The sequence below is a fragment of the Micromonospora haikouensis genome (assembly GCF_000876225.1).
Classification (GTDB): Bacteria; Actinomycetota; Actinomycetes; order Mycobacteriales; family Micromonosporaceae; genus Micromonospora; species Micromonospora haikouensis.
The window spans coordinates 675974-700325 of the sequence record NZ_JXSX01000003.1; the positions used below are offsets into that span (position 1 = coordinate 675974).

Sequence of the window (24352 nt, forward strand, 5' to 3'; positions counted from 1 at the left end):
GGACTGACCCCAGCCATGCCGATCTGGTTCGCATACACGTTGATCGTGTTGCTGACGATCACGAGCATCATGCTCACCATGCTGATCCTGCTGCACCGCGGCAAGGGCGGCGGTATGTCGAGCATGTTCGGCGGCGGGGTCAGCTCCAGCCTTGCCGGCTCCTCCGTGGCCGAGAAGAACCTCGACCGCTACACGGTCCTGGTGGGCATCGTCTGGTTCGCCTGCATCGTCGGGCTGGGGCTCTGGTTGCGCCTCCAGGTCGGCAGCGGCAGCGGGGCCTGAGAGCGAGCCCGCCGAGTCGTACAATCTGCGCGCGGTCCGTCACCGACGGACCGCGCGCAGTTGTTTGTGTGCTGCACCGCGTCGCCGCCGCCCGCCCGCGCGGCGGTCCCCTCCGACGACAGGAGCGAGCAGCGTGACGAGTGGCAACGTCATCCGGGGCACCCGGGTCGGGTCAGGGCCGGAGCGTTTCGGCGAGCGGCACGTGCCCGCCCCGCGCCGGCCGGTCAGCTACTGGTGCCGCAACGACCACCGGGTCGACGTGCCCATCGCGGCCGATGCGGCGCCGCCGACGCTGTGGGACTGCCCGCGCTGCGGGCTCCCCGCCGGTCAGGATCCGGCGGACCCGCCGGGCCGCGCCCGCCCCGAGCCCTACAAGACCCACCTGGCGTACGTGAAGGAGCGGCGCACCCCCGAGCAGGGGGAGGCGCTGCTGGCGGAGGCCCTGGCCGCCCTGCGCCGCCGCAGGGGCGGTGCCTGAGCGGGGTCCCGCGGCCCGGCCGGTTGCCGGGCCGGGAGCGTTGAGAAGGCCCCCTGCCATGCGGAAAGCGTCAGCAGGGGGCCCTTCCGCACCGCCTCAGCGGAGGCTGCGCAGGCGCGGCGGCACCTCGGCCGCCGCCGCCCGGTCCAGCAGCCACAGGGTGCGGCTGACGCCCTGCACCCCGGCCGCCGGGAGCTGCACCGGGCCGGCCCCGGCCAGCGCCATGCCCACCGCGCGGGCCTTGTCCGCGCCGCTGGCGACCAGCCAGACCTCCTCGGCCGTGTTGATCGTCGGCAGGGTCAGCGTGGTGCGCACCGGCGGCGGCTTGGGGCTGCCCCGCACGGCGCTCACCGGCCGCGTGTCGTGGTGCACCGGGTGCTCGGGGAAGACCGAGGCGACGTGCCCGTCCTCGCCCACCCCGAGCATCAGCACGTCGAAGTGGGGGAGCGCGGCGTGCCCCGGGCGGGCCGCGCGGGCCAGCTCGTCGGCATAGGCGGCGGCCCCGGCCTCCGGGTCGTCGCCGGTCGGGCCGTCCGAGGCGGGCATCGGGTGCACCCGGGCCGGGTCCAGCGGCAGCGTGTCCAGCAGCGCCGCGCGGGCCTGCGTCTCGTTGCGCTCCGGGTCGCCGGCGGGCAGGAACCGCTCGTCGCCCCACCAGACGTCGACGCGGGACCAGTCGACCGCGTCCCGGGCCGGCAGCGCGGCCACCGCGCGGTAGACGGCCGCGGCGATCCGCCCGCCGGTCAGCACCATCGACGCCTGGCCCCGTTCCGCCTGCGCGTCGAGCAGCCTCACCACCAGCCGGGCCGCCACCGCCTGCGCCAGCAGGTCGGCATCGGCGTGCACGGCGACACTCGCCTCACTCATCTATGTGCCTTCGCCTCCCGACCGCCCTCGCGGTCCGTCGTGCCCTCGGGCCGCACGGCCCTCCGTCGCGTCAGCGGCGGCGTGGCCCGGGCCGACCGCCGTGGTCGACCCGGGCCACCCCGTCACTCGTTGGTGCTCGTGCCGGCGTGGGCGGTGACGCCCGCCTCGGCCCGCTTCGCCGTCGCCGGGTCCTTCCAGACGTGCACCCGCTGGGCGGGTCGCTGCTGCAGCCCCCGGAGGCCGGCCATCGCCCCCAGCGCCTCGGCGTAGACCTGGTCGGCGTCCAGCCGGCGCAGCTCCTCGGCCAGCTCGTCGCCGAGCGGCCGGCGGGTCAGCGGCAGCTGCCGGTCGTCCTGCCCGGTGCGCCGGAAGGTCGCCACGCTGTCGTCCCGGCTGAGGGTCAGCTCGTCGCCGTTGGCGCAACTGAGCTGCACCTCGCGCATCCTGGGTGCCTCCGGCGCGGGCTCCCAGCGCGGGGCGATGCCGAGCCGGCTGTTCAGCCAGCCGCACATCAGCGCCGCCGTCGGGTCGGTCGGCGGGGCCACCACCCGGGCCTGGGTCACCCGCGCCTCGGTGGTGTCGAACGCCCCCGCGACCAGGGTGCGCCACGGGGTGATCCGGGTCCACGCCAGGTCCGTGTCGCCCGGCGCGTAGTCGCGGGCCCGCTGGCGCAGCGCCGCGATCGGGTCGTCGGCCTGCGCCGAGTCGGTGATCCGCCGGTCGGCGACCACGCCGAGGAAGTCCGTCGCGATCTCGGCCGGCGGCTCGCCGTGCCACCACGTCACCACGGGCACGTCCGGCACCAGCAGCGGCATCACCACCGACTCGGCGTGCAGCGCCAGCCGGCCGTACATCCGGGTGACCACGGCCTCGCACGGGCCGAGCCGCCCACCGACGACGATCTCCGCGTCGAGGCGGTTGCGGTCCCGCTCGACGTCGGAGCGGACCACCACGAGCAGCCGGCACGGGTGGGCGGCGGCGGCGATGGTCGCCGCCGCCTCCGCCTCGCGGACCCGCTTCTCGTCGACCACCACGATCAGGGTGAGCGCCATGCCGCTGGCCACCCCGCCCGCGCTGCGCCGCTCGGCGGCGAGCGCCTTGACCACCTCGTTGCCGGTGGTGTCCCACAGCCCGATCAATGGAGCCTCCTGGTCTGCTCGCTGTGCTCGCTCACGCTCTGCGCCAAGCCCGGCCCTCGCGGGCCAGCATCTCGTCGGCGGCGCGCGGACCCCACTCACCGGACCGGTACGGCTCCGGCTTCGTGCCCTCCCAGGCGTGCTCCAGCGGGTCCACCACCGCCCAGCTCTGCTCGACCTCGGCGGCGTCCGGGAAGAGGGTACGGTCGCCGATCAGCACGTCCAGCACCAGCCGCTCGTACGCCTCGGGGCTGGACTCGGTGAACGCCTCGCCGTACTGGAAGTCCATCGCGATGTCGCGGACCTCCATCGTGGTGCCGGGCACCTTGGAGCCGAACTTGAGCACCACGCCCTCGTCGGGCTGCACCCGGATGACGAGCTGGTTGGGGCCGAGGGACTCCATGTCGGCCGGGTTGAACGGCAGGTGCGGGGCCTTCTTGAACATGATGGCGACCTCGGTGACCCGCCGGGGCAGCCGCTTGCCGGCCCGGATGTAGAACGGCACCCCGGCCCAGCGCCGGTTCTGGATGCCCAGCTCCACGGCCACGTACGTCTCGGTGGTCGAGTCGGCCGGCACGCCGTCCTCGTCGAGGTAGCCGACGGCCCGCTGGCCGCCCACCCAGCCGGGCAGGTACTGGCCGCGCACGGTGCCCCGCGAGACGTCCTTCGGCAGGGTGATCGCCTTGAGCACCTTCAGCTTCTCGGCGCGGATCTCGTCGGCGTCGAAGCTGGTCGGTTCCTCCATCGCCACCAGCGCGAGAAGCTGGAGCAGGTGGTTCTGGAGCACGTCGCGGGCCGTGCCGACCGAGTCGTAGAAGCCGGCCCGGCTGCCGATGCCGACGTCCTCGGCCATCGTGATCTGCACCGAGTCGACGTACTTGGAGTTCCACAGCGGCTCGAACAGGCTGTTGGCGAACCGCAGGGCCAGGATGTTCTGGACCGTCTCCTTGCCCAGGTAGTGGTCGATCCGGAAGACGTCCTGCCGGGTGAAGACGTCGTCGACGAGGTCGTTGAGCTCCTTGGCCGACGGCAGGTCGTGCCCGAACGGCTTCTCCACCACCACCCGACGCCAGCCGCCGCACTTCTCGTTGTCGGCCATCCCGGTGCGGGCGAGCTGCTTGAGCACCACGGGGAACGCCGCCGGGGGGATCGAGAAGTAGAACGCCGCGTTGCCGTGGATGCCGTGGCTGTCGCGCAGGTCGTTCAGGGTCTGGGCGAGCTTGTCGAAGGCGGCGTCGTCGTCGAACGAGCCGCCGACGAACTTGATGTTGCCGGCCAGCCGGCCCCAGACCTCCTCCCGCCACGGTGTCCGGGCGTGTTCCTTCGCCGCGTCGTGGGCCAGCGACTCGAAGTCGCCGTCGCACCAGTCGCGCCGGGCGAAGCCCAGCACCACGAAGCCGGGCGGCAGCAGCCCTCGGTTCGCCAGGTCGTAGACCGCCGGCAGCAGCTTCTTCCGCGCCAGGTCACCGGTCACGCCGAAGATCACCAGAGCGCAGGGCTCCGGGATCCGCGGCAGCCGCCGGTCCTGTGGGTCGCGCAGCGGGTTCACCGGACCACCTCCGGACCCACCAGGGTCACCTCGGTCCGCGACTGCGGGGCTCGCAAGACCGGCCCACTCCTCGCACGCACGGTGCCTCCTAGCTCCGCTGATTCCACATCGTCCATCGTCACGCTCACAGTTGCCGGGCCGCGTCGAGCAGCTGGGCCACCCCTGCCGACCGGTCGGTCAGGTGCAGCCGCAGCACCGGGCGGCCCCGGCGGGCCAGGGCCCGCCGATCGCCGGCGGCCTGGGCTTCCTGGAGCCTCCCGAGGGAGTACGGTTTTCCGGGCACCGGCAGATCATCCCCGACCGTACCGGTCAACTGAAGGAAACTCCCTACCTGTGGACCACCCTTGTGGTACTGGCCGGTGGCGTGCAGGTAGCGCGGCCCCCAACCGAACGTCACCGGCCGGGCGGTCAGCCCGGCGAGCAACGGTCGCAGCCCGGCGACGTCGGCGTCGCCGATCCGGTCCAGGTACGCCAGGACCGCCAGGTATCCGCCGGCATCGATCCCGTCGACGAGCTGGCGCAGCGCGCCGGCCAGGTCGGCCGGGCCGCCCGCCGGGGCGTACACCTCGATCGCGCCCTCGGTCGACGACGGCGGCCGGGCCGGCGCGGCCGAGGCGAGGAACCGCTCGACCTGCTCCGCGCTCTCGGCGGCGTCCGGCTGGTCGAACGGGTTCACCCCGAGCGTCACCCCGGCGATCGCCGTGGCGTACTCCCAGGTCAGGAACTGGGCGCCCAGCGGGCCGTTGACCGCCACGTCGGGCGCGCGGCCCCCGCCGGGCACCGCGCCGGGGGTCAGCGACCCGCCGTAGCTGACGGTGAGCACGTCGGGCCCCGCGCCGCCGGGGGCGGTGGGGGACTCCAGCACCACCGGCAGGAGGCCGAGCCCCGCCTTGCCGGTCGACTCGGCGAGGAGCTGCTCGATCCAGTCGCCGAGCCCGTCGAGCCCCGTGCCGTCGGGCACGAGGGCCACCTTGTCCCGCCCTGCGGTGGCCGCCGCGCCGAGGGCGGCGCCGAGCGCCAGCCCGGGGTTGTCGGCGTCGCGGCCCAGCGCCCCGGCGAGCGCCCCGGCCTGCTCCAGCAGCTCGTCGACGGCCACGCCGGCCAGCGCCGCCGGCACCAGCCCGAACGCGGTCAGCGCCGCGTACCGGCCGCCCACCCGCGGGTCCGCGGGCACGGTGACCGCGCCCAGCTCGGCGGCCACCGCCTCCAGCGGGGAACCCGGGTCGGTGACCACCACGAAGTGCCGGCCGGCCTCCGCCGCGGTCAGCCCGGAATCCAGGAACGCCTGCCGGTAGACCCGCCAGTGGCTGTCGGTCTCCACGGTGCGGCCGGACTTGCCGGCCAGCACCACCACCGTGCGGTCGAGGCGGTCGGTCAGCGCCCGGCGGACCTGGCCCGCGTCGGTGGTGTCGAGCACGGTCAGCGGCCGGCCCAGGGCCCGGGTGACCACCTCGGCGGCCAGCGAGGAGCCGCCCATCCCGGCGACCACCACGTGGTCGAGGTCGCCCAGCTCGGCGGTCAGCTCGGCGAGCTGGGGCAGCAGCTCGACGCTGCGCCGGTGGGTGTCCAGCCAGCCGAGCCGGGTCCGCGCCGTCGCCTCGGCCGCCGGCCCCCACAGCGTGGGGTCCTGCGCCGCCAGCCGCGCCGGCACGCCCCCGGCGACGAGGGCCTGCCGGACGGACGCGGGCGCGGACCGGTCGACCGGGTCCGCGCCGTGCACGACCAGCCCGGCGGACGCGTCCGCCGGGCCGGTCAGCGCGTCGCTCACGTCGCCACCCCGGCCCACCACGGGCACGCTGGGGGAGGGCCGCCGGGGCGACCCGGAGGGGGCGGGTCGACGGCGCGGGACGCCCCGGGGTGGTGCCCCGGGGCGTCGCCACGACCGTCGGTCACGCGTTGCCCCCCACCTTCTGTGCCTTGTCCGCGTTGCCCTGGGCGGCCTGGCCGGGCCGCCCGGTGCCCTGGCCCGCCGCGACGAGCGACTTGCGCACGCCGTCGAGCAGCTCCTGCCAGCTCGCCTCGAACTTCTCCACGCCCTCGCGCTCCAGGACGGCGATCACGTCGGACATGTCGACGCCGACCGACTCCAGGTCGGTGAAGACCTGGCGGGCGGCGTCGTACGCCCCGGTGACGGTGTCCCCGCGCGTCTCGCCGTGGTCGGCGTACGCGTGGATCACCGACTCCGGCATCGTGTTGACCGTGCCGGGGGCGATCAGCTCCTCGACGTAGATGACGTCCCGGTAGTCCGGGTTCTTCGTCGAGGTGGACGCCCACAGCGGGCGCTGCGGGTGCGCCCCGGCGTCGGCGAGGGCCCGCCACCGGTCGGAGGAGAACACCTCGCTGTAGCGCTCGTAGGCGAGCTGGGCGTTGGCCACGGCGGCCTTGCCGCGCAGCGCCTTGGCCTCGTCGGAGCCGAGCTTCTCCAGCCGCTTGTCGACCTCGCTGTCGACGCGGGAGACGAAGAACGACGCCACCGAGCCGATCTTCGACAGGTCGTGGCCGTTGGCCTTCGCCTGCTCCAGGCCGGCGAGGAACGCCTCCATCACCTGCGAGTAGCGGTCCAGGCCGAAGATCAGCGTGACGTTGACGCTGATCCCCTCGGCCAGGGTCGCGGTGATCGCCGGCAGGCCCGCCTCGGTGGCCGGGATCTTGATGAAGAGGTTGGGCCGGTCGACCAGCCACCACAGGGCCTTGGCCTCGGCGACCGTCTTCTCCGTCTCGTGCGCCAGCCGCGGGTCCACCTCGATGGAGACCCGGCCGTCGACGCCCTGGCTGCCGTCGTACGACGGGCGCATCACGTCGCACGCCCACCGCACGTCGTACGTGGTGAGCATGCGCACCGCCTCCTCCACCTCCACCCCACGGGTGGCGAGGTCGCGCAGCTGCCCGTCGTAGGTGTCGGCGTCGGCGAGCGCCTTCGCGAAGATCGTCGGGTTGGTGGTGACCCCGGCCACGTGCTGCTCCCGGCGGAGCTGGTCCAGCCCGCCGGAGCTCAGCCGCACGCGGGAGAGGTCGTCGAGCCAGACCGCCACCCCGGCGGCGGTGAGTTCGCTGAGCCTGTCCGTCATGTCGTCCTCGCTCCCCTTCAGTTGCCGGTCGTGAAACCGGTGATGTCGCCCACCCGGGTGAGCGCCGCGTGCGCGGCGGCCACGATCCGGTCGGGGGTGAAGCCGAACTGCTCGAAGAGCACGGTGTGCGGGGCGCTCGCGCCGTAGTGCTCGATGCTGACGCTCTCGCCGGAGTCGCCGACGATGCCGCGCCAGGACATCGCGATGCCCGCCTCCACGCTCACCCGGGCCTTTACCCCGCGCGGCAGGACCGACTCGCGGTACGCCTCGTCCTGCTCGTAGAACCACTCCTGGCACGGCATCGACACCACCCGGGTGGGGGTGCCGTCGGCCTCCAGCCGCTCCCGGGCGGTGAGGCAGAGCTGCACCTCCGAGCCGGTGCCGATGATGATCACCTGCGGCTTGCCGTTGGACGCCTCGGCCAGCACGTAGCCGCCCTTGGCGACGCCCTCGGCGCCGGCCAGGGTCGACCGGTCCAGCGTCGGCAGGGCCTGCCGGCTCAGCGCCAGCGCGGTCGGCCGGTCGGTGTGCTCCAGGGCCTGCCGCCACGCCCACGCGGTCTCGTTGGCGTCGGCCGGGCGGACCACGTCCAGGCCGGGGATGGCGCGCAGCGCGGTCAGGTGCTCGACCGGCTGGTGGGTCGGGCCGTCCTCGCCGAGGCCGATCGAGTCGTGCGTCCAGACGTAGACCACCGGCAGCTTCATCAGCGCGGCGAGCCGCACCGACGGGCGCATGTAGTCGCTGAACACCAGGAACGTGCCGCCGTACGGGCGGGTCCCGCCGTGCAGGGCGATGCCGTTGAGGATCGCGCCCATCGCGTGCTCACGGATGCCGAAGTGCAGCGTGCGGCCGTACTCGTGGCCCGGGAAGTCCTTGGTGGCGTGCACCGCCGGGACGAACGACGGCTCGCCCTTCATGGTGGTGTTGTTGCTCTCGGCCAGGTCGGCCGAGCCGCCCCACAGCTCCGGCAGCACCGGGGCGAGGGCCTCCAGCACCTTGCCGGACGCGGCCCGGGTGGCCACGCCCTTGGCGTCGGCCGGGAACGTCGGCAGCGCCTCGGTCCAGCCCTCCGGCAGCGCCCGCTGCGACATCCGGTCCCACAGCGCCTTGCGCTCCGGGTTGGCCTTGGCCCAGCCCTCGTACGCCCGCTCCCACTCCTGCTGCGCCGCCGCGCCGCGCTCCAGGACCCGGCGGGCCTGCCCGAGGACGTCCTCGTCGACCTGGAAGCTCTGCGCCGGGTCGAAGCCGAGCAGCTCCTTGGTGGCGGCCACCTCGCTCGCGCCGAGCGCCGAGCCGTGGATCTTGCCGGTGTTCTTCTTGTTCGGCGCGGGCCAGCCGATGATGGTGCGCAGCGCGATGAAGGAGGGCCGGCCGGTCTCGGCCTTCGCCGCCAGCAGCGCCCGGTGCAGCGCCTCGACGTCCTCGTGGTAGTCGCCCTGGTCGGCGTCGCCGGCCCGCCAGTCGACGGTCTGCACGTGCCAGCCGTACGCCTCGTAGCGGGCCGCGACGTCCTCGCTCTTGGCGATGCGGGTGTCGTCCTCGATCGAGATCTCGTTGTCGTCGTAGATCACGCAGAGGTTGCCGAGCTGCTGGTGCCCCGCGAGGGCGCTGGCCTCGTGGGTGATGCCCTCCTCGATGTCGCCGTCGGAGGCGATGCACCACACGTCGTGGTCGAAGACCGACGCGCCCGGCTCGGTCTCCGGGTCGAACAGGCCGCGCTCGCGGCGGGCGGCCATGGCCATGCCGACCGCGTTGCCCAGGCCCTGGCCGAGCGGGCCGGTGGTGGTCTCCACGCCCGGGGTGTGCCCGTGCTCGGGGTGGCCCGGGGTGAGCGAGCCCCACTGCCGCAGCGACTTGAGGTCGTCCAGGGCCAGCGGGTAGCCGGCGAGGAAGAGCTGGATGTAGAGGGTGAGGCTGGAGTGGCCGGCGGAGAGCACGAACCGGTCCCGGCCGGGCCAGTTCGGGTCGGCCGGGTTGTGCCGCATCACCCGGTTGAAGAGGAGGTACGCCGCGGGCGCGAGGCTCATCGCGGTGCCCGGGTGACCGTTGCCGGACTTCTCCACGGCGTCCATGGCCAGCACGCGGACGAGGTCCACGGCCCGGCGGTCGAGGTCGGACCAGTTGAGTGCGGGTTGCTCGGGTCGGTTGGCAGCCACGATGTGTTGTGCTCCTCGGCAGTTGGGCGGAACCCTCTCGGATGACCCTATCGAGCGGGGGTAAACCCCCGCCCCGGGATCTGTGCATGCTCTTCTTTACGCGGTTGGGCGTTTCCGCCGTTCAACCGGGGGTGTGACGGTCCGCACCGTGGTCGGGTCGCGCGGGCAGCGAAAACGACGACGCGTAGTGTGTGGGGACGGTGTGTGGGCCCCGACGGGTCCGACCGACCCGACTCCCCCTGCCGACGCCGGAAGGTGGCAATCCGTGAGCATGATCACCGAGCGCCCCGTCAGCAACTCTGCCGGGCAACCGCCGGTGCGCACGGTGACCGGCGCCCCGGTGGCGCCCCGGCGGGACGTCCGGGCGGTGGTCTCGGCGTACGTCTCGCTGACCAAGCCGCGGATCGTCGAGCTGCTGCTGGTGACCACCGTCCCGGCGATGATGCTCGCCGAGGGCGGCCTGCCGTCGCTGTGGCTGATGGCGGTGGTCCTGGTGGGCGGCTCGCTCGCCGCCGGTGCGGCCAGCGTGCTCAACTGCTACATCGACCGGGACATCGACCAGCTCATGCGGCGCACCAAGCGGCGTCCGCTGCCGACGCACACGGTGTCCCCGCGCAACGCGCTGGTCTTCGGCCTGGTGCTCGCGGTGGTCTCGGTGACGCTGATGGCGGTGTTCACCAACCTGCTGGCCGCGGGGCTCACCCTGGCCGCGATCGCCTACTACGACCTGGTCTACACGCTGTGGTTGAAGCGGACCACGCCGCAGAACACCTTCTGGGGCGGCGCGTGCGGGGCCGCACCGGTGCTGATCGGCTGGGCGGCGGTGACCGGCTCGTTGGCCCCGGCGGCGTGGGCGCTGTTCGCGGTGGTCTTCTTCTGGCAGATGCCGCACTTCTACCCGCTCGCGATGAAGTACAAGGCCGACTACGCCCGCGCCGGCATCCCGATGCTGCCGGTGGTGGCCTCGGCCCGCCGGGTCAACGCCGAGATCATCGGCTTCGCCTGGCTGACGCTGCTCTCCTCGCTGGCCGTCTGGCCGCTCGGGATGAGCGCGATCTACGGCGTGACCGCGCTGCTGTCGGGCGGGGTCTTCGTGTACGAGGCGCACCGGCTGTGCCGCCAGGTGGCCCGGGGCGGGGCGGTCCGCCCGATGCGGCTGTTCCACTGGTCGTACGTCTACCTGACCATCCTGTTCGCGGCCGTCGCCGTCGACGCGCTGGTCTGATCCATCGATCCGGGGCGACATTCCCGACTTGTGTCGGGCGCGCGCGAGTTGTGACGATCGTGTAACTTCGCCCGGCCGCTTTGGTGCCCTGAGTCCTCATATAACCGGGCAAATCACCTGTGGTTCTCCTTAAACGCAGGGGTAATTGGCATCACAAATAGTTCATGGTTCTCGCACGTCCGGATGCAACTCTGCTTAGGCTTCGCGTCATGGCAGATGGTTCCGATACGACGCTGACGGCTCAGCAGACCGTCGCCGACCAGACCCCTGACGGCCTGGTCGCGGGCATCAAGTCGTTCGCCGCCGGGCACGGCGGGGCGAAGGCGGTCATCGAGTACGTCGGCAAGCGCGGCGCGCGCATCGTCCTCGTCGGGTCCGACGGGGCCTGGGGCGACCAGTTCGCGGACGACACCGTCGTCGCGCGGGAGGCGTGCGCCAAGGCGGGAGTCACCGTCGAGAACGCCTGGGAGCGCGAGCTGATGGACCAGATGCGCCCGAGCAACGACCTCTGGCGGTCGATGGCCCGGCGCACGATGGCCCGTTGACCGACAACTTGACCGACCACCACCAGTCGACCCGGGGGGAACCCCGGGTCGCCATCGTCACCTGCGCCGACCTGCCCGACCTGGAGCCCGACGACCGGCTGCTGCTGGCCCCGCTGGCCGCCCGGGGGATCGCGGCCACCGTCGCCGCCTGGGACGACCCGGCGGTCGACTGGGCCGCGTACGACCTGGTCGTGCTCCGTTCGCCCTGGGACTACGCGTTGCGCCGCGACGAGTTCGTGGCCTGGGCCGACACCGTCCCCCGGCTGGTCAACCCGGCCGACGTGGTGCGCTGGAACACCGACAAGCGCTACCTCGACGAGCTGTCGGCCGCCCAGGTGCCCACGGTGCCGACCGGCTGGGTGGCGCCGGGGCAGCCCTGGACGCCGCCCGCCACCGGCGGCGAACACGTGATCAAGCCGGCGGTCAGCGCCGGCAGCCAGGACACCGGCCGCTACGACCTCGCCGACCCGGAGCACCGCGAGCTGGCCCTGGCCCACCTGCGCCGCCTGTCGGACGCCGGCCGGGTCGCCATGGTCCAGCCGTACCTGAGCGCGGTGGACACCGCCGGGGAGACGGCCCTGCTGTTCCTGGCCGGCCCGGACGGGCTCGCCTTCAGCCACGCGATCCGCAAGGGCCCGATGCTCACCGGCCCCGACCTCGGCCCCGACGGGCTCTACAAGGCCGAGGAGATCACCCCCCGCACGGCCACCCCCGCGCAGCTCGCCGTCGCCGAGCGGGTGCTCGCGGCGGTCCCGGGCGGCACGCGGCGGCTGCTCTACGCCCGGGTGGACCTGATCCCGGGCCCGGACGGCACGCCCGTCCTGGTCGAGCTGGAGCTGACCGAGCCGTCGCTGTTCCTCGGGTACGCCGACGGGGCCCCCGAGCGGCTCGCCGACGCCGTCGTCACCCACCTGGCCCGCCTGCCCCGTCCCCGCTGAGCGCGGCCGGGGCCGGGGCGTCAGGCGCCGACCGGGACGGGGACCTCGGCCGGCGGCGTCGCGGTCTCCCACGCCGGCTGGACCGGCCGGCGCTCCCGGGTCGACCACTGCACGGCGAGGGTGGCCAGCAGGACCAGGCACGAGCCGAGCATGTGCGCGCCGACCAGCACGGCGGGCAGGTGGGTGAAGTACTGCACGAAGCCGATCACGCCCTGCCCCAGCTCCACGGCGACCAGCACGACGGCGGCCCGTTCCGCCCGGCGCGCGCCGACCGCGCGGAACGCGAAGACCAGCGCCACCGACAGCCCGACCAGCAGGAACACCCCGTCGGCGTGCACCTGCGAGATCGCCTCCGGGTCGAGGCCGTTGCGGGCCGCGCCGTGGTCGCCCGCGTGCGGGCCGCTGCCGGTGACCCAGGTGCCGATCACCAGCACCGCGGCGCTGACGACGGTGGTGACCAGCGCCAGCGCCCGCAGCGGCCCCGGCACGGTGGGCACCACGGGGCCGTCCGGCTCGCCGACGCGCCGCCAGAGCGCGTACGCGGCCGCGATCACCACCATCGAGGCGAGGAAGTGCAGCCCGACCACCCACGGGTTGAGGTTGGTCAGCACGGTGATCCCGCCGATCACCGCCTGCAACGGGATGCCGAACAGCACCGCGACCGCGAGCGGCAGCAGCTCCCGCCGCCGCGCGCCGTGCAGCAGCACCCCCACCACCACGGCGAGGGCGATGAGGCCCACGGCGAAGGTGAGCAGCCGGTTGCCGAACTCGATCACCCCGTGCACGCCCATCTCCGGCGTCGTGGTGTACGACGCGTCGGTGCACCGGGGCCAGGTGGGGCAGCCGAGGCCGGAGGCGGTCAGCCGGACCGCCCCGCCGGTGACCACGATGGCCACGTTCGCGATGATCGAGGCGAGCGCGAGGCGGCGCAGCAGGGTGGCGGAGACCGGGAACCGGACGGATCGCTTCACGGAGCGAATCCTACGCACCGTAGTGGAACCCGATCGGGTGACTCCGGCGCTGCGGTGGTTCGGATCACCGGCACCCGGGTTTGCGACCCCCCGGCGAATTACGTAACGTGGGCGTTGTGAAAAACGCGGCGGCGCTCTCCGGGCGGCAGCCGGCGGCCGGACCGGTCGCCGGTGCGTCCGCGTCCGCCCACCCGGAGTCCGCTCCGCCCGCGCCCGCGGCCGGTTCCGCCGCGGCCGACCTGTCGACCCGGGACCGGGTCACCCAGCTGCTGCTGGAGCGCGGGGCGACCACCGCCGGGCAGCTCGGCTCGGCGCTGGGCCTGAGCCCGGCGGCGATCCGCCGGCACCTCGACGCGATGCTCGCCGACGGCGACGTGGTCGCCCGCGAGCAGACCGTCCGGGGCAGCCGGGGGCGGGGCCGCCCGGCGAAGGTCTTCGTGCTGACCGACGCGGCCCGGGGCCGCTGCGGCACCCACCACTACGACAACATCGCCACCGCCGCGCTGCGCTGGATCTCCCGCAACGGCGGCTCGGCGGCGGTGGAGGCGTTCGCCGCCGACCAGGTCGCCGCCCTGGAGGACCGCTGCCGCGCGGCCATGGAGGACGCCGGCGACGATCCCCTGGCGCGGGCCGAGGCGCTCGCCGGGGCGCTGACCGCCGAGGGCTACGCTGCCAACGCGTCCACGATCGCCTCCGGTGGCCAGCTCTGCCAGCACCACTGCCCGGTGGCGCACGTGGCCGCCGAGTTCCCCCAGCTGTGCGAGGCCGAGACGGCGGTGATCTCCCGCCTGGTCGGCACCCACGTGCAGCGCCTGGCCACCATCGCGCACGGCGACGGGGTGTGCACCACGCACATCCCGGCCCAGTCCCGTAACACCGTCACCACTGTGAGGACAGATAGATGACCGAGCAGATCGTCCAGCCCCTGACCCAGGAGGAGCAGCTCGCCGCCCTCGGTCGCTACGAGTACGGCTGGGCCGACCCCGACGTCGCCGGGGCCGCTGCCCAGCGCGGCCTCAACGAGGCGGTGGTGCGGGACATCTCGGCGAAGAAGAACGAGCCCGCCTGGATGCTCGACCTGCGCCTGAAGGGCCTGCGGCTGTTCGGCCGCAAGCCGATGCCGGCGTGGGGGGCCGACCTCACCGGGATCGACTTCGACAACATCAAGTACTTCGTCCGCTCCACGGAGAAGCAGGCCACCAGCTGGGAGGACCTGCCCGAGGACATCAAGAACACCTACGACCGGCTGGGCATCCCCGAGGCGGAGAAGCAGCGGCTGGTCGCCGGCGTCGCGGCGCAGTACGAGTCCGAGGTCGTCTACCACAAGATCCGCGAGGACCTGGAGGAGCAGGGCGTTCTCTTCCTGGACACCGACACGGCGCTGCGCGAGCACGAGGACGTCTTCAAGGAGTACTTCGGCACGGTGATCCCGGTCGGCGACAACAAGTTCGCCGCGCTGAACACGTCCGTGTGGTCCGGCGGCTCGTTCATCTACGTGCCGAAGGGCGTGCACGTGGAGATCCCGCTGCAGGCGTACTTCCGGATCAACACCGAGAACATGGGCCAGTTCGAGCGGACCCTGATCATCGTCGACGAGGGCGCGTACGTGCACTACGTCGAGGGCTGCACCGCGCCGCTCTACTCCTCCGACTCGCTGCACAGCGCGGTCGTGGAGATCATCGTCAAGAAGAACGCCCGGTGCCGCTACACGACCATCCAGAACTGGTCGAACAACGTCTACAACCTGGTCACCAAGCGCGCCGTGTGCCACGAGGGCGCGACGATGGAGTGGGTCGACGGCAACATCGGCTCCAAGGTCACCATGAAGTACCCGGCGGTCTACATGACCGGCGAGCACGCCAAGGGCGAGGTGCTCTCGGTGGCCATGGCCGGTGAGGGCCAGCACCAGGACGCGGGCGCCAAGATGGTGCACGCCGCGCCGCACACCAGCAGCACCATCGTGTCGAAGTCGATCGCCCGGGGCGGCGGCCGCACCTCGTACCGGGGCCTGGTGCAGGTGCTGGAGGGCTCGCACAGCAGCCGCAGCACGGTCAAGTGCGACGCGCTGCTGGTCGACACCATCTCCCGCTCCGACACCTACCCGTACGTCGACATCCGCGAGGACGACGTGTCGATGGGGCACGAGGCGACCGTCTCCAAGATCAGCGACGACCAGCTCTTCTACCTGATGAGCCGGGGCCTGAGCGAGGACGAGGCGATGGCGATGATCGTCCGTGGCTTCATCGAGCCGATCGCCAAGGAACTCCCGATGGAGTACGCCCTGGAGCTCAACCGCCTGATCGAGCTCCAGATGGAGGGCGCGGTCGGCTGACGCCGCCGCCCAGTCAGACACCGTCGCCGTAGAACAGACCAAGGAAGAGATGACTACCCAGGCTTCCGCGCCGCCCAGCACCAAGTCGCAGGCGCTCCGCTCGTACGACGTCGCCGACTTCCCGGCCCTGACGGGCCTGGAGGAGGAGTGGCGCTTCACCCCGCTCAAGCGCCTGCGTGGCCTGGTCGGCGGCGACGCGCAGGCCGCCACCGGCGCCGTCCGGCACGAGCACGGCGACCTGCCGGCCGGGGTCACCGTCTCCCGGGCCGGCTCCGACGACCCCCGGGTGGGCAGCGTGCTCACCCCGGTCGACCGGGTCAGCGCCCTGGCGTACGGCGGGGCCGGGCAGGCGCTGCTGGTCGAGGTCGCCCGCGAGGCGGTCGTCGCCGAGCCGGTGCGCCTGCGGGTGGTCGGCGACTCCGCCGAGGGGCTCGCGTTCGGCCACACCTTCGTCGAGGTCGGCCGGTTCGCCGAGGTGACCCTGGTGCTGGAGCACGCCGGCTCGGCCACCTTGGCCGACAACGTCGAGGTGTCGGTGGCCGACGGCGCGAAGCTGACCCTGGTCACGGTGGCCGACTGGGCCGCCGACGCCGTGCAGGCCCAGCACCTGAAGATCCGGCTGGGCCGGGACGCCAAGGTCGTGCACGTCCAGGTCAGCCTCGGCGGCGACCTGGTCCGGCAGTACACCTCGGTGGAGTACACGGGCCGGGGCGGCGAGGCCGAGCTGTACGGGCTCTACTTCGCCGACGGCGGTCAGCACCTGGAGCACCGCCAGCTCGTCGACCACAACGTGCCCGACTGCCGCAGCTACGTCGGCTACCGGGGCGCGTTGCAGGGCGCCGACGCGCACACCGTCTGGGTGGGCGACGTGCTGATCCGCGCCGAGGCGACCGGCACCGACACGTACGAGATCAACCGGAACCTGCTGCTCAGCGACGGTGCCCGGGCCGACTCCGTGCCGAACCTGGAGATCGAGACCGGCGAGATCGCCGGTGCCGGGCACGCGAGCGCGACCGGCCGCTTCGACGACGAGCAGCTGTTCTACCTGATGGCGCGCGGCATCCCGGAGACCGAGGCCCGCCGCCTCGTGGTCCGCGGCTTCTTCGCCGAGCTGATCAACAAGATCCCGGTCGAGGAGCTGCGCGACCGGCTCGGCGACGCCATCGAGGCCAGGCTCGCGAAGGCGGGCTCCTGATGATCAGGATCTGTGCGGCCGACGACGTGCCGAAGGGCAGCGTGGTCAGCGCCGACGTCGACGGCACCCCGATCGCGCTGGTGCACGGCGAGGACGGTGAGTTCTACGCCGCGTACGACGAGTGCTCGCACGCCGCCGTGGCCCTCTCCGAGGGCGAGGTCGAGGGCTGCACGCTGGAGTGCTGGCTGCACGGCTCCCGCTTCGACCTGCGCACCGGCGAGCCCACCGGGCTGCCCGCCACCGAACCCGTTCCGGTCTATGCCGTCGAGGTCCGCGACGGCGACATCTACCTTCCCGTGGGCGCCGACGGCCGCCCGACGCCGAGCAATGGAGTGACCCGATAATGAGCACCCTGGAGATCCGCGACCTGAAGGTGTCGGTCAAGCTGCCCGAGGGTGAGCTCAAGCCGATCCTGTCCGGCGTCGACCTGACCGTGCGGTCGGGGGAGACCCACGCGATCATGGGCCCCAACGGCTCCGGCAAGTCCACCCTGGCCTACTCGATCGCCGGGCACCCGAAGTACGAGATCACCGGCGGTTCGGTGACCCTCGACGGCGTCGACGTGCTGGCCATGTCCGTCGACGAGCGGGCCCGCGCCGGCCTCTTCCTGGCCATGCAGTACCCGGTCGAGGTGCCCGGCGTGTCGGTGGCCAACTTCCTGCGTACCGCCAAGACCGCGATCGACGGCGAGGCGCCGAAGCTGCGCACCTGGGGCGGCGAGCTGCGCGGCGCGATGCAGCGCCTCCAGATGGACCCGGCCTTCGCCCAGCGCAACGTCAACGAGGGCTTCTCCGGCGGCGAGAAGAAGCGGCACGAGATCGTGCAGCTGGAGCTGCTCAAGCCGAAGATCGCGATCCTCGACGAGACCGACTCGGGCCTCGACGTCGACGCGCTGCGCGTGGTCAGCGAGGGCGTCAACCGGGTCCGCGACACCGGCGACACCGGCCTGCTGCTGATCACCCACTACACCCGCATCCTGCGCTACATCAAGCCCGACTTCGTGCACGTCTTCGTCGCCGGGCGGATCGTCGAGCAGGGCGGCCCGGAGCTGGCCGACAAGCTCGAGGACGAGGGCTACGAGCGGTACGTCGCCGGGGCCGGCGCGGCGCGGGCCTGACCGACGATGTCCTCTCTCACCATCCCGGCCGGCATGCCGCAGTTCGACGACGTGCCGCGCTTCGACGTGGCGGCGGTGCGCGCGGACTTCCCGATCCTCGACCGGGAGGTCAACGGGCACCCGCTGGTCTACCTCGACAGCGCGAACACCTCGCACAAGCCGCGGCAGGTGCTCGACGTGCTCGCCGAGCACTACGCGCGGCACAACGCCAACGTGTCGCGCTCGGTGCACACCCTGGGCACCGAGGCGACGGAGGCGTACGAGGGAGCCCGGGCGAAGATCGCCCGGTTCGTCAACGCGCCCAGCGTGGACGAGGTGGTGTTCACCAAGAACTCGACCGAGGCGATCAACCTCGTGGCGTACGCGTTCTCCAACGCCTCGCTGCGCGCGGACGCCGACCCCCGGTTCCGGCTGGGCCCCGGCGACGAGATCGTGATCTCCGAGATGGAGCACCACTCCAACATCGTCCCGTGGCAGCTCCTCGCGGAGCGCACCGGCGCGACCCTGCGCTGGTTCCCGCTCACCGACGCCGGGCGGCTCGACGAGTCCGGGCTGGACGACCTGGTCACCGAGCGGACGAAGATCGTCTCGCTGGTGCACATGTCCAACATCCTCGGCACCGTCAACGCCACCGCCCGGATCACCGCCCGGGTGCGCGAGGTGGGCGCGCTGCTGCTGCTGGACTGCTCGCAGTCCGTGCCGCACCTGCCCATCGACGTGGTCGACCTCGACGCCGACTTCGTCGTCTTCACCGGGCACAAGATGTGCGGCCCGACCGGCATCGGGGTGCTGTGGGGCCGCGGCGAGCTGCTCGCGGCGATGCCCCCGGTCATGGGCGGCGGCTCGATGATCGAGACGGTCACCATGGCCCGGTCGACGTTCGCCGCGCCGCCGGCCCGGTTCGAGGCGGGCACCCCGCCGATCGCCGAGGCGGTGGCGCTCGGCGCGGCGGTGGACTACCTCACCGGCCTGGACATGCGGGCCGTCCAGTGGCACGAGAAGGAGCTGACGGCGTACGCGCTGGACGCCCTCGCCACCGTGCCCGGCCTGCGGATCTTCGGGCCGACCGTGCCGGTGGGCCGGGGCGGGACGATCTCGTTCGCGCTCGGCGACATCCACCCGCACGACGTCGGGCAGGTCCTCGACTCGCTCGGCGTGCAGGTGCGGGTCGGGCACCACTGCGCGAAGCCGGTGTGCAGCCGGTTCGGCGTGCCGGCCATGACGCGGGCCTCGTTCTACCTCTACACCACCACCAGCGAGATCGACGCCCTGGTGGGCGGCCTGGAGCAGGTGCGGAAGGTGTTCGACTGATGCAGCTCGACCAGCTCTACCAGGAGATCATCCTGGACCACTACAAGCGCCCCCACGGCCGTGGCCTGCGCGACGCCGACGACCCGACGGACCGGGTCGCCGAGGCGCACCACGTCAACCCGACCTGCGGCGACGAGGTGACCGTCCGGGTCGCCACCGACGGCGTCGTGCTGCACGACGTCTCGTACGACGGCATGGGCTGCTCGATCAGCCAGGCGTCGGCGAGCGTGCTGCACGAGCTGCTGCGCGGCCGGGAGGCGGGGGAGGCGTTCGCCGTGCACGAGGCGTTCGTCGAGTTGATGTCCGGCCGTGGCCAGGTCACGCCGGACGAGGACGTGCTCGGTGACGGGGTGGCGTTCGCGGGTGTCGCGCGCTACCCCGCCCGGGTCAAGTGCGCGCTGCTGCCGTGGATGGCGTTCAAGGACGCGGCGGCACGCGCCGGGGTGGGCGCGAGCCCGGAGGTGAAGGCATGAGTTCTGACCAGACCGCCGGCGCGCCGCAGGACGGCGCCGTGGCGACCGACGCCGCGGTCCCGGCCACCGAGGGCACGGCCCCGTCGGCCACCGGCAGCGTCGGCGACGCCGGCAGCGGCGCGGGCGGGAAGGCCGCCGTCGCCGACGTCGAGGAGGCGATGAAGGACGTCGTCGACCCCGAGCTGGGCATCAACGTGGTCGACCTCGGCCTGGTGTACGGCGTGCACGTCGACGACGACAACGTCGCCACCCTGGACATGACGCTGACCTCGGCGGCCTGCCCGCTGACCGACGTGATCGAGGACCAGGCCCGGCAGGCGCTGACCACCGGCCCCGGCGGGGGACTGGTGAACGACATCCGGATCAACTGGGTCTGGCTGCCGCCGTGGGGCCCTGACAAGATCACCGACGAGGGTCGCGACCAGCTCCGGTCCCTCGGCTTCAACGTCTGACGCTTCCCGTCGAGCGCGGCATCCGTTCCCGGGTGCCGCGCTCGGCCGCTTTCTGCCGCTTTCGGCCGCGACTTCCCCAAGATCGTGCTCGATCGCGGATCGAGTGGTCTGTGATCGCGCGCGAGGCCACTCGATCCAGGATCGAGCGCGACCGGCCCGTCCCGCGAGAAACCCGGTGGTCAGGCGGCGGGTGGGGACGCACCATGGGCGGGTGATCGAGACGTACCGGATGATGCCTGCCCCTGTCCCCACGGCCGTGGCCGGCGGGCGACAGCGGGCGATGCCGCCGGCCGCCCCGGTCCTGCGCCGACCGTCGTGACCGGGGCGTTCCTGGCCGGTCTCGCGGCCGGGTACGGCGTCGCCGTGCCCGTGGGCGCGATCGCCGTGCTGATCATGGGGCTCAGCGCGCGGACCTCGTTCCGGGTCGGTGCCGCCGCCGCCCTCGGGGTGGCGACCGCCGACGGCGTCTACGCGGCCGTGGCCACCCTCGGCGGGGCGGCGGTCGCCGGCCTCGTCGCCCCGGTCGGCGGGCCGCTGCGGCTGGTGGCGGCGGCCGTGCTGCTCGCCATCGCGGTGCGGGGCGCGTGGCAGGCGCTGCATCCCCGCCCGGTGCGTGAGGCGGGTCGGCGGCGCGGCCTGGAGAGCCCGGGCCGGGCCTTCGCCGGGTTGCTGGCGCTGACCATGCTCAATCCGGCGACCGTGGTCTACTTCGCCGCGCTCGTGCTCGCCCGCAACGACGGCCACGGGGTCGGTCCGGCAGCGGCGGTCGCCTTCGTGGCCGGTGCCTTCCTCGCCTCGGCGAGCTGGCAGCTGCTGGTCGCCGGTGGTGGCAGCGTGGTCGGCCGGGCCCTCACGGGCCCGCGCGGTCGCCGGGTGACCGGCCTGGTGTCCAGCGCGATCATCGCCGCGCTGGCGGTCGCCGTCCTGCTGACCGCCTGACTCTCCCCGCTGGCCCCGCCCGCCGCGCCGGTTCCGCCGGCTGCGCCGTCGTGCTGACGCCGTCGGCTGCGCCGCCGCGCTGGCCTGATGGTCCGGACCTTGGACAGTTGACTCCGAGCGCGGAACAGTAGATGTCCAAGGTCCGCAGCGGGCGGGGCGGACGGCCGGCTGCCGGTGCCGTAGGTTCGGGGCCATGAGCAGCAGACCGGCGGCCGGCGGCGGACGCTGGGTCGAGGTGGCACCGGCCCGCGTCGACCGCTGGGTGGACGGCTTCGCCGACCGGCACGGCCCACCCACCGCGACTGCCCAGGAGTACGGCCTGCTGCTCACCGCCCCGGACGGGGCCACCGCCGCCCTGCACACCCCGCCGGGCGCGCCGCCCGGGGCCGACGTGCCCGGGTTCGTGGCCGCCGCCCGCGCGCCGCGCCGGATCGGCCTGCTGCTCGCTCGCAAGGGCGCGGTGGCCGTCGGTGTCGCCGAGGGGGAGAAGCTGGTCGTGTCGAAGGTGGACACCCGCTACGTGCAGGGCCGCACCGCTGCCGGCGGGTGGTCCCAGCAGCGGTTCGCCCGGCGGCGGGACAACCAGGCGAAGGCGGCCCTCGGCGATGCGGCCGAGCTGGCCGTCCGGCTGCTGCTGCCGGAGGCGGCACACCTCGCCGCCGTGGTCTGCGGTGGCGACCGCCGGGCGGTGGAGGGCGTGCTGGCCGACCGGCGGCTCGCCCCGCTCGCCGAGCTGCGCGCCGACCGCCTCCTCGACGTCCCCGAGCCCCGCCTCGCGGTGCTGGTCGACGCGATCGCCGCCGCCCGCGCCGTCCGAATCCTGGTCCGGGGGTAAGCAAGGGCACCGCAGGAGGGGCCCCTGCAATCACCCCGGGATCTGCTGGGGTCAGCGGGAGGAGGGCTTCCCACCCGGGCCAACGGGAACGGCCCGGGCGGGAAGCTCCAGGGTCAACCGGTGGTGCAGGAACGGATCTGTGGCCTGGCGCTGCTGTTGCCGTTCATCATCGTGGTGAAGCCGAAGGTGTTGCCGCTGCCGTTGGACCGCATCGTCATCACGTAGCCGGTGCTGTCCCAGCTGGGGGTGCCGTTCCAGGTGGTGCTGATGCGCTGCGGCGCGGTCACCGCCACGACCACCGTCCAGTTGCTGGCCCCCTGGACCGTCACCGAGGTGTTGTACCGGTCGCCCCAGACGTTGGGGAAGGTCGCCGTCGCGGTGCATCCGCCGCCGGGCGGCGGCGTGGTCGGGGAGCCGGTCGGCGGCGGGGTGGTCGGCGGCGGGGTGCCGTCGGGGGCCACCGCCCGGCCGGTGCTCGGGGAGATCATTCCGGGGCAGAGGCCGCGGCTGTTCAGGTTGGCCATGATCTGCGGGATCGCGTCGCGGGTGTTCTGGATGCCGTCGTGCATCAGGATGACCTGGCCGTCCTGGAGCCGGCTGGCGTTGGAGACGATCTGGCTGACGCTGGCGCCGTTCCAGTCCTGGGAGTCGACGTCCCAGATCACCTGGCGCAGGCCGAGCGAGGTGGCGACCGACTGGAGGGTCGAGTTGGTCTCCCCGTAGGGCGGGCGGAACAACTGCGGCCGGACGCCGGTCGCCGACTGGATCGCCGAGTTGGTCTGGGAGAGGTCCGACTGCATCTGACTCTGGCTCATCGAGGTCATGTGGGCGTGGTTCCAACTGTGGTTGGCGACCCACATGCCGGCGTCGACCTGGGCCCGCGCGGCGGACGGATTGCCCTGCACGTTCTGCCCGACGTTGAACATGGTCGCCCGGACGTTGTTGGCCCGGAGCACGGACAGCAGGGCGTTGGTGCTGCCCGTCGGCCCGTCGTCGAAGGTGAGGCCGACGTAGCCGTTGCAGGCTGCGGCGCTGGACGGGGTGGCGGCGACCGCGAGACCGGTCGCTGCCAGGGCCACGGCGGCGGTGGCGAGCACCGCCAGCCGGCGGGCGTGGCGCGCTGCTCGGGGTGGGGACGGGCGGCGGGGGCCGCTGATGCTGGCGAACATGCGCAGGTCCTCCCGGGGGCGGTGACGTTCGACGATGCCCGACATCAATAGGCGTAGATGGATGTCGTGGTGGCACGGAGTATTGCAGCGGCATTTCGAACGGGTCAACGAATTCCGGAAGTTTTCGGAAACTTTTCGAACGGGGCGATCCTGAGGGAGCCCCGGCCGGCGACGGCTGCCGGCCGGGGCGTGCGGGTCGGGCTACGCTGCGGTCGCTTGCCGGGTGCGAGGGTCAGGCGCCGCCGCCGAAGGTGTCGCACTGCTTCGGGTCGCCGGTGTCGTACCCCTTGGTGAACCACTGCCGGCGCTGCTCGGAGGTGCCGTGGGTGAACTCGTCCGGGTTGACGGGGCGTCCCGAGCGCTGCTGGATGGCGTCGTCGCCGATCTTCTCGGCGGTGTCGATGGCCTGTCGGACGTCCTGCTCCGAGATGCTCTTGAAGATCTTCTGGCCCTGCTCGTCGGCGGTGCCGGTGGCGTTGCGCGCCCAGGCCCCGGCGTAGCAGTCGGCCTGGAGCTCCAGCTTCACCGACAGGGCGTTGGCGTTGGCCGGGTCGCGCTGCTGCTGGCGGCGCATCTGCGCCTCGGTGCCGAGCAGGTCCTGCACGTGGTGGCCGTACTCGTGGGCCAGCACGTACGGCTGGGCGAACTCGCCCTTGGCCCCGAGCTGGTCGGCGAGCAGGTTGTAGAAGGTCAGGTCGATGTAGACCAGGTCGTCGGCCGGGCAGTAGAACGGGCCGACGCCCGAGTCGGCCTGGCCGCAGGCGGTGTTGACGCCCTGGCTGAAGAAGACGGTCTTCGACGGCTGATACTGCTCGCCGAAGGTCTCCGGCAGGGCCGTGCGCCAGTACGCCTGGATCGAGTTGACGTAGAGGGTGTTGCGGCAGTCGAGCTGCTTGAGGGCGTCGTCGGCGGAGCACTTCTGCTCCAGCGAGGTGTTGTCGCCCTGCCCGGACCCGTCGCCGTCGAAGGCCGCGTTCAGGCCGAAGCCGCCGCCGACCAGGGCGACCAGCACGGCGACGATGATGCCGACGATGCCGCCGCGTCCCCCGCCGATCGGGATCGGGATCCCGCCCAGGCCGCCGCCTCCGCCGGACCCCCGCCGGTCGTCCACCTGGCTGGTGTCGATCCGCGCGTTCTCGTTGAGCTCCATGTTGACCCCGATCACCGATTCGTCACGTGTGGTGGTTGCGGTGCCGGACCGGGTCCGGACGACGCCTCCGTACCCGGTGATCTTGACTGGTAATCCGGGCGGCGCGCATCGGGCGGCCCGGTACACTTGCCCCGTGCTGCGCTGCGAAGGCTGAACCGCCCCGC

Annotated in this window: 24 protein-coding genes; 15 read left to right on the forward strand and 9 right to left on the reverse strand. The window is 73.0% G+C overall.

What is annotated here, in order from left to right; translation table 11 throughout:
- Positions 1 to 15 precede the first annotated feature (15 nt).
- Positions 16 to 282: a preprotein translocase subunit SecG gene (secG, locus tag TK50_RS24615; RefSeq protein WP_043967510.1), complete on the forward strand. Its 267-nt coding sequence runs from the start codon at positions 16 to 18 to the stop codon at positions 280 to 282.
- A gap of 133 nt (positions 283 to 415) precedes the next feature.
- Positions 416 to 760, forward strand: a complete 345-nt coding sequence (locus TK50_RS24620) for an RNA polymerase-binding protein RbpA (protein ID WP_043967513.1) — start codon at positions 416 to 418, stop codon at positions 758 to 760.
- Positions 761 to 856: 96 nt separating this feature from the next.
- Here the strand turns inward: TK50_RS24620 and pgl are convergent, their stop codons facing one another.
- The 6 genes from pgl to tkt all read right to left on the reverse strand — a co-directional run bounded on the left by pgl (position 857) and on the right by tkt (position 9536).
- A complete protein-coding gene (pgl, locus tag TK50_RS24625) occupies positions 857 to 1627 on the reverse strand; it encodes a 6-phosphogluconolactonase (protein ID WP_043967514.1) in 771 nt (256 codons plus the stop codon).
- A gap of 122 nt (positions 1628 to 1749) precedes the next feature.
- Positions 1750 to 2766, reverse strand: coding sequence for a glucose-6-phosphate dehydrogenase assembly protein OpcA (locus tag TK50_RS24630; protein ID WP_043967516.1), 1017 nt, complete (start codon positions 2764 to 2766; stop codon positions 1750 to 1752).
- Between the two features lie 31 nt (positions 2767 to 2797).
- The gene (zwf, locus tag TK50_RS24635; protein WP_043967518.1) at positions 2798 to 4312 is read right to left on the reverse strand and encodes a glucose-6-phosphate dehydrogenase; all 1515 of its coding nucleotides are present in this window, start codon (positions 4310 to 4312) and stop codon (positions 2798 to 2800) included.
- Between the two features lie 124 nt (positions 4313 to 4436).
- Positions 4437 to 6080, reverse strand: a complete 1644-nt coding sequence (locus TK50_RS24640; protein ID WP_043969335.1) for a glucose-6-phosphate isomerase — start codon at positions 6078 to 6080, stop codon at positions 4437 to 4439.
- Between the two features lie 121 nt (positions 6081 to 6201).
- On the reverse strand, positions 6202 to 7380 hold the full coding sequence (gene tal / locus TK50_RS24645) for a transaldolase (RefSeq protein WP_043967520.1): 1179 nt from the start codon (positions 7378 to 7380) through the stop codon (positions 6202 to 6204).
- A 17-nt stretch (positions 7381 to 7397) separates the two neighbouring features.
- Entirely contained in the window at positions 7398 to 9536 is a 2139-nt protein-coding gene (gene tkt, locus TK50_RS24650; RefSeq protein ID WP_043967522.1) for a transketolase, read from the reverse strand.
- Positions 9537 to 9801: 265 nt separating this feature from the next.
- On the opposite strand from tkt, the gene TK50_RS24655 reads away from it, so the two are divergent.
- The 3 genes from TK50_RS24655 to TK50_RS24665 all read left to right on the forward strand — a co-directional run bounded on the left by TK50_RS24655 (position 9802) and on the right by TK50_RS24665 (position 12244).
- Entirely contained in the window at positions 9802 to 10761 is a 960-nt protein-coding gene (locus TK50_RS24655; RefSeq protein ID WP_043967523.1) for a heme o synthase, read from the forward strand.
- A gap of 209 nt (positions 10762 to 10970) precedes the next feature.
- Positions 10971 to 11306, forward strand: coding sequence for a hypothetical protein (locus TK50_RS24660; protein ID WP_043967526.1), 336 nt, complete (start codon positions 10971 to 10973; stop codon positions 11304 to 11306).
- Between the two features lie 8 nt (positions 11307 to 11314).
- Positions 11315 to 12244 carry an ATP-grasp domain-containing protein gene (locus TK50_RS24665; RefSeq protein WP_043969336.1) on the forward strand — a complete coding sequence of 310 codons (930 nt, stop codon included), beginning with the start codon at positions 11315 to 11317 and terminating at the stop codon, positions 12242 to 12244.
- A 20-nt stretch (positions 12245 to 12264) separates the two neighbouring features.
- On the opposite strand, the gene TK50_RS24670 is transcribed toward TK50_RS24665, so the two are convergent.
- Positions 12265 to 13233 carry a COX15/CtaA family protein gene (locus tag TK50_RS24670; RefSeq protein ID WP_199486137.1) on the reverse strand — a complete coding sequence of 323 codons (969 nt, stop codon included), beginning with the start codon at positions 13231 to 13233 and terminating at the stop codon, positions 12265 to 12267.
- Positions 13234 to 13331: 98 nt separating this feature from the next.
- Between TK50_RS24670 and TK50_RS24675 the strand changes: the two genes are divergently transcribed.
- From TK50_RS24675 to TK50_RS24720, 10 genes are all read left to right on the forward strand, one after another.
- Positions 13332 to 14120: a helix-turn-helix transcriptional regulator gene (locus TK50_RS24675; RefSeq protein ID WP_043967529.1), complete on the forward strand. Its 789-nt coding sequence runs from the start codon at positions 13332 to 13334 to the stop codon at positions 14118 to 14120.
- On the forward strand, positions 14117 to 15547 hold the full coding sequence (gene sufB, locus TK50_RS24680) for a Fe-S cluster assembly protein SufB (RefSeq protein ID WP_043967531.1): 1431 nt from the start codon (positions 14117 to 14119) through the stop codon (positions 15545 to 15547). Before TK50_RS24675 ends, sufB begins: the two co-directional genes overlap by 4 nt.
- 49 nt (positions 15548 to 15596) lie before the next feature.
- Positions 15597 to 16742, forward strand: a complete 1146-nt coding sequence (gene sufD / locus TK50_RS24685; RefSeq protein WP_043967534.1) for a Fe-S cluster assembly protein SufD — start codon at positions 15597 to 15599, stop codon at positions 16740 to 16742.
- Positions 16742 to 17086 carry a non-heme iron oxygenase ferredoxin subunit gene (locus TK50_RS24690; protein ID WP_043967536.1) on the forward strand — a complete coding sequence of 115 codons (345 nt, stop codon included), beginning with the start codon at positions 16742 to 16744 and terminating at the stop codon, positions 17084 to 17086. Before sufD ends, TK50_RS24690 begins: the two co-directional genes overlap by 1 nt.
- Entirely contained in the window at positions 17086 to 17859 is a 774-nt protein-coding gene (sufC, locus tag TK50_RS24695) for a Fe-S cluster assembly ATPase SufC (protein WP_043967538.1), read from the forward strand. The genes TK50_RS24690 and sufC overlap by 1 nt, the downstream gene beginning before the upstream one ends.
- A 6-nt stretch (positions 17860 to 17865) precedes the next feature.
- Positions 17866 to 19170, forward strand: coding sequence for a cysteine desulfurase (locus TK50_RS24700; protein WP_043967540.1), 1305 nt, complete (start codon positions 17866 to 17868; stop codon positions 19168 to 19170).
- On the forward strand, positions 19170 to 19643 hold the full coding sequence (gene sufU, locus TK50_RS24705) for a Fe-S cluster assembly sulfur transfer protein SufU (protein WP_043967542.1): 474 nt from the start codon (positions 19170 to 19172) through the stop codon (positions 19641 to 19643). Before TK50_RS24700 ends, sufU begins: the two co-directional genes overlap by 1 nt.
- Positions 19640 to 20095, forward strand: a complete 456-nt coding sequence (locus tag TK50_RS24710; protein WP_043967544.1) for a metal-sulfur cluster assembly factor — start codon at positions 19640 to 19642, stop codon at positions 20093 to 20095. The genes sufU and TK50_RS24710 overlap by 4 nt, the downstream gene beginning before the upstream one ends.
- Positions 20096 to 20410: 315 nt before the next feature.
- Complete coding sequence (locus tag TK50_RS24715; protein ID WP_043967546.1) at positions 20411 to 21034, forward strand: LysE family transporter; 624 nt, start codon at positions 20411 to 20413, stop codon at positions 21032 to 21034.
- Positions 21035 to 21227: 193 nt separating this feature from the next.
- Positions 21228 to 21869 (forward strand): acVLRF1 family peptidyl-tRNA hydrolase, encoded by a 642-nt coding sequence (locus tag TK50_RS24720; protein ID WP_043967548.1) that lies wholly within the window; start codon positions 21228 to 21230, stop codon positions 21867 to 21869.
- A 113-nt stretch (positions 21870 to 21982) separates the two neighbouring features.
- Here the strand turns inward: TK50_RS24720 and TK50_RS24725 are convergent, their stop codons facing one another.
- The gene (locus tag TK50_RS24725) at positions 21983 to 23038 is read right to left on the reverse strand and encodes a polysaccharide deacetylase family protein (RefSeq protein WP_052504050.1); all 1056 of its coding nucleotides are present in this window, start codon (positions 23036 to 23038) and stop codon (positions 21983 to 21985) included.
- 232 nt (positions 23039 to 23270) lie between these two features.
- Positions 23271 to 24188: a KPN_02809 family neutral zinc metallopeptidase gene (gene ypfJ, locus TK50_RS24730; protein WP_043969338.1), complete on the reverse strand. Its 918-nt coding sequence runs from the start codon at positions 24186 to 24188 to the stop codon at positions 23271 to 23273.
- Positions 24189 to 24352: the final 164 nt, after the last annotated feature.

Excerpts from the sequence above, each read along its gene's own strand:
- secG (WP_043967510.1), top strand. The coding sequence starts at position 16 with ATGCCGATCTGGTTCGCATACACGTTGATCGTGTTGCTGACGATCACG.
- pgl (WP_043967514.1), bottom strand. The coding sequence starts at position 1,627 with ATGAGTGAGGCGAGTGTCGCCGTGCACGCCGATGCCGACCTGCTGGCG.
- tal (WP_043967520.1), bottom strand. The coding sequence starts at position 7,380 with ATGACGGACAGGCTCAGCGAACTCACCGCCGCCGGGGTGGCGGTCTGG.
- TK50_RS24660 (WP_043967526.1), top strand. The coding sequence starts at position 10,971 with ATGGCAGATGGTTCCGATACGACGCTGACGGCTCAGCAGACCGTCGCC.
- sufB (WP_043967531.1), top strand. The coding sequence starts at position 14,117 with ATGACCGAGCAGATCGTCCAGCCCCTGACCCAGGAGGAGCAGCTCGCC.
- sufD (WP_043967534.1), top strand. The coding sequence starts at position 15,597 with ATGACTACCCAGGCTTCCGCGCCGCCCAGCACCAAGTCGCAGGCGCTC.
- TK50_RS24690 (WP_043967536.1), top strand. The coding sequence starts at position 16,742 with ATGATCAGGATCTGTGCGGCCGACGACGTGCCGAAGGGCAGCGTGGTC.
- sufC (WP_043967538.1), top strand. The coding sequence starts at position 17,086 with ATGAGCACCCTGGAGATCCGCGACCTGAAGGTGTCGGTCAAGCTGCCC.
- TK50_RS24700 (WP_043967540.1), top strand. The coding sequence starts at position 17,866 with ATGTCCTCTCTCACCATCCCGGCCGGCATGCCGCAGTTCGACGACGTG.
- sufU (WP_043967542.1), top strand. The coding sequence starts at position 19,170 with ATGCAGCTCGACCAGCTCTACCAGGAGATCATCCTGGACCACTACAAG.
- TK50_RS24710 (WP_043967544.1), top strand. The coding sequence starts at position 19,640 with ATGAGTTCTGACCAGACCGCCGGCGCGCCGCAGGACGGCGCCGTGGCG.
- TK50_RS24720 (WP_043967548.1), top strand. The coding sequence starts at position 21,228 with ATGAGCAGCAGACCGGCGGCCGGCGGCGGACGCTGGGTCGAGGTGGCA.
- TK50_RS24725 (WP_052504050.1), bottom strand. The coding sequence starts at position 23,038 with ATGTTCGCCAGCATCAGCGGCCCCCGCCGCCCGTCCCCACCCCGAGCA.
- ypfJ (WP_043969338.1), bottom strand. The coding sequence starts at position 24,188 with ATGGAGCTCAACGAGAACGCGCGGATCGACACCAGCCAGGTGGACGAC.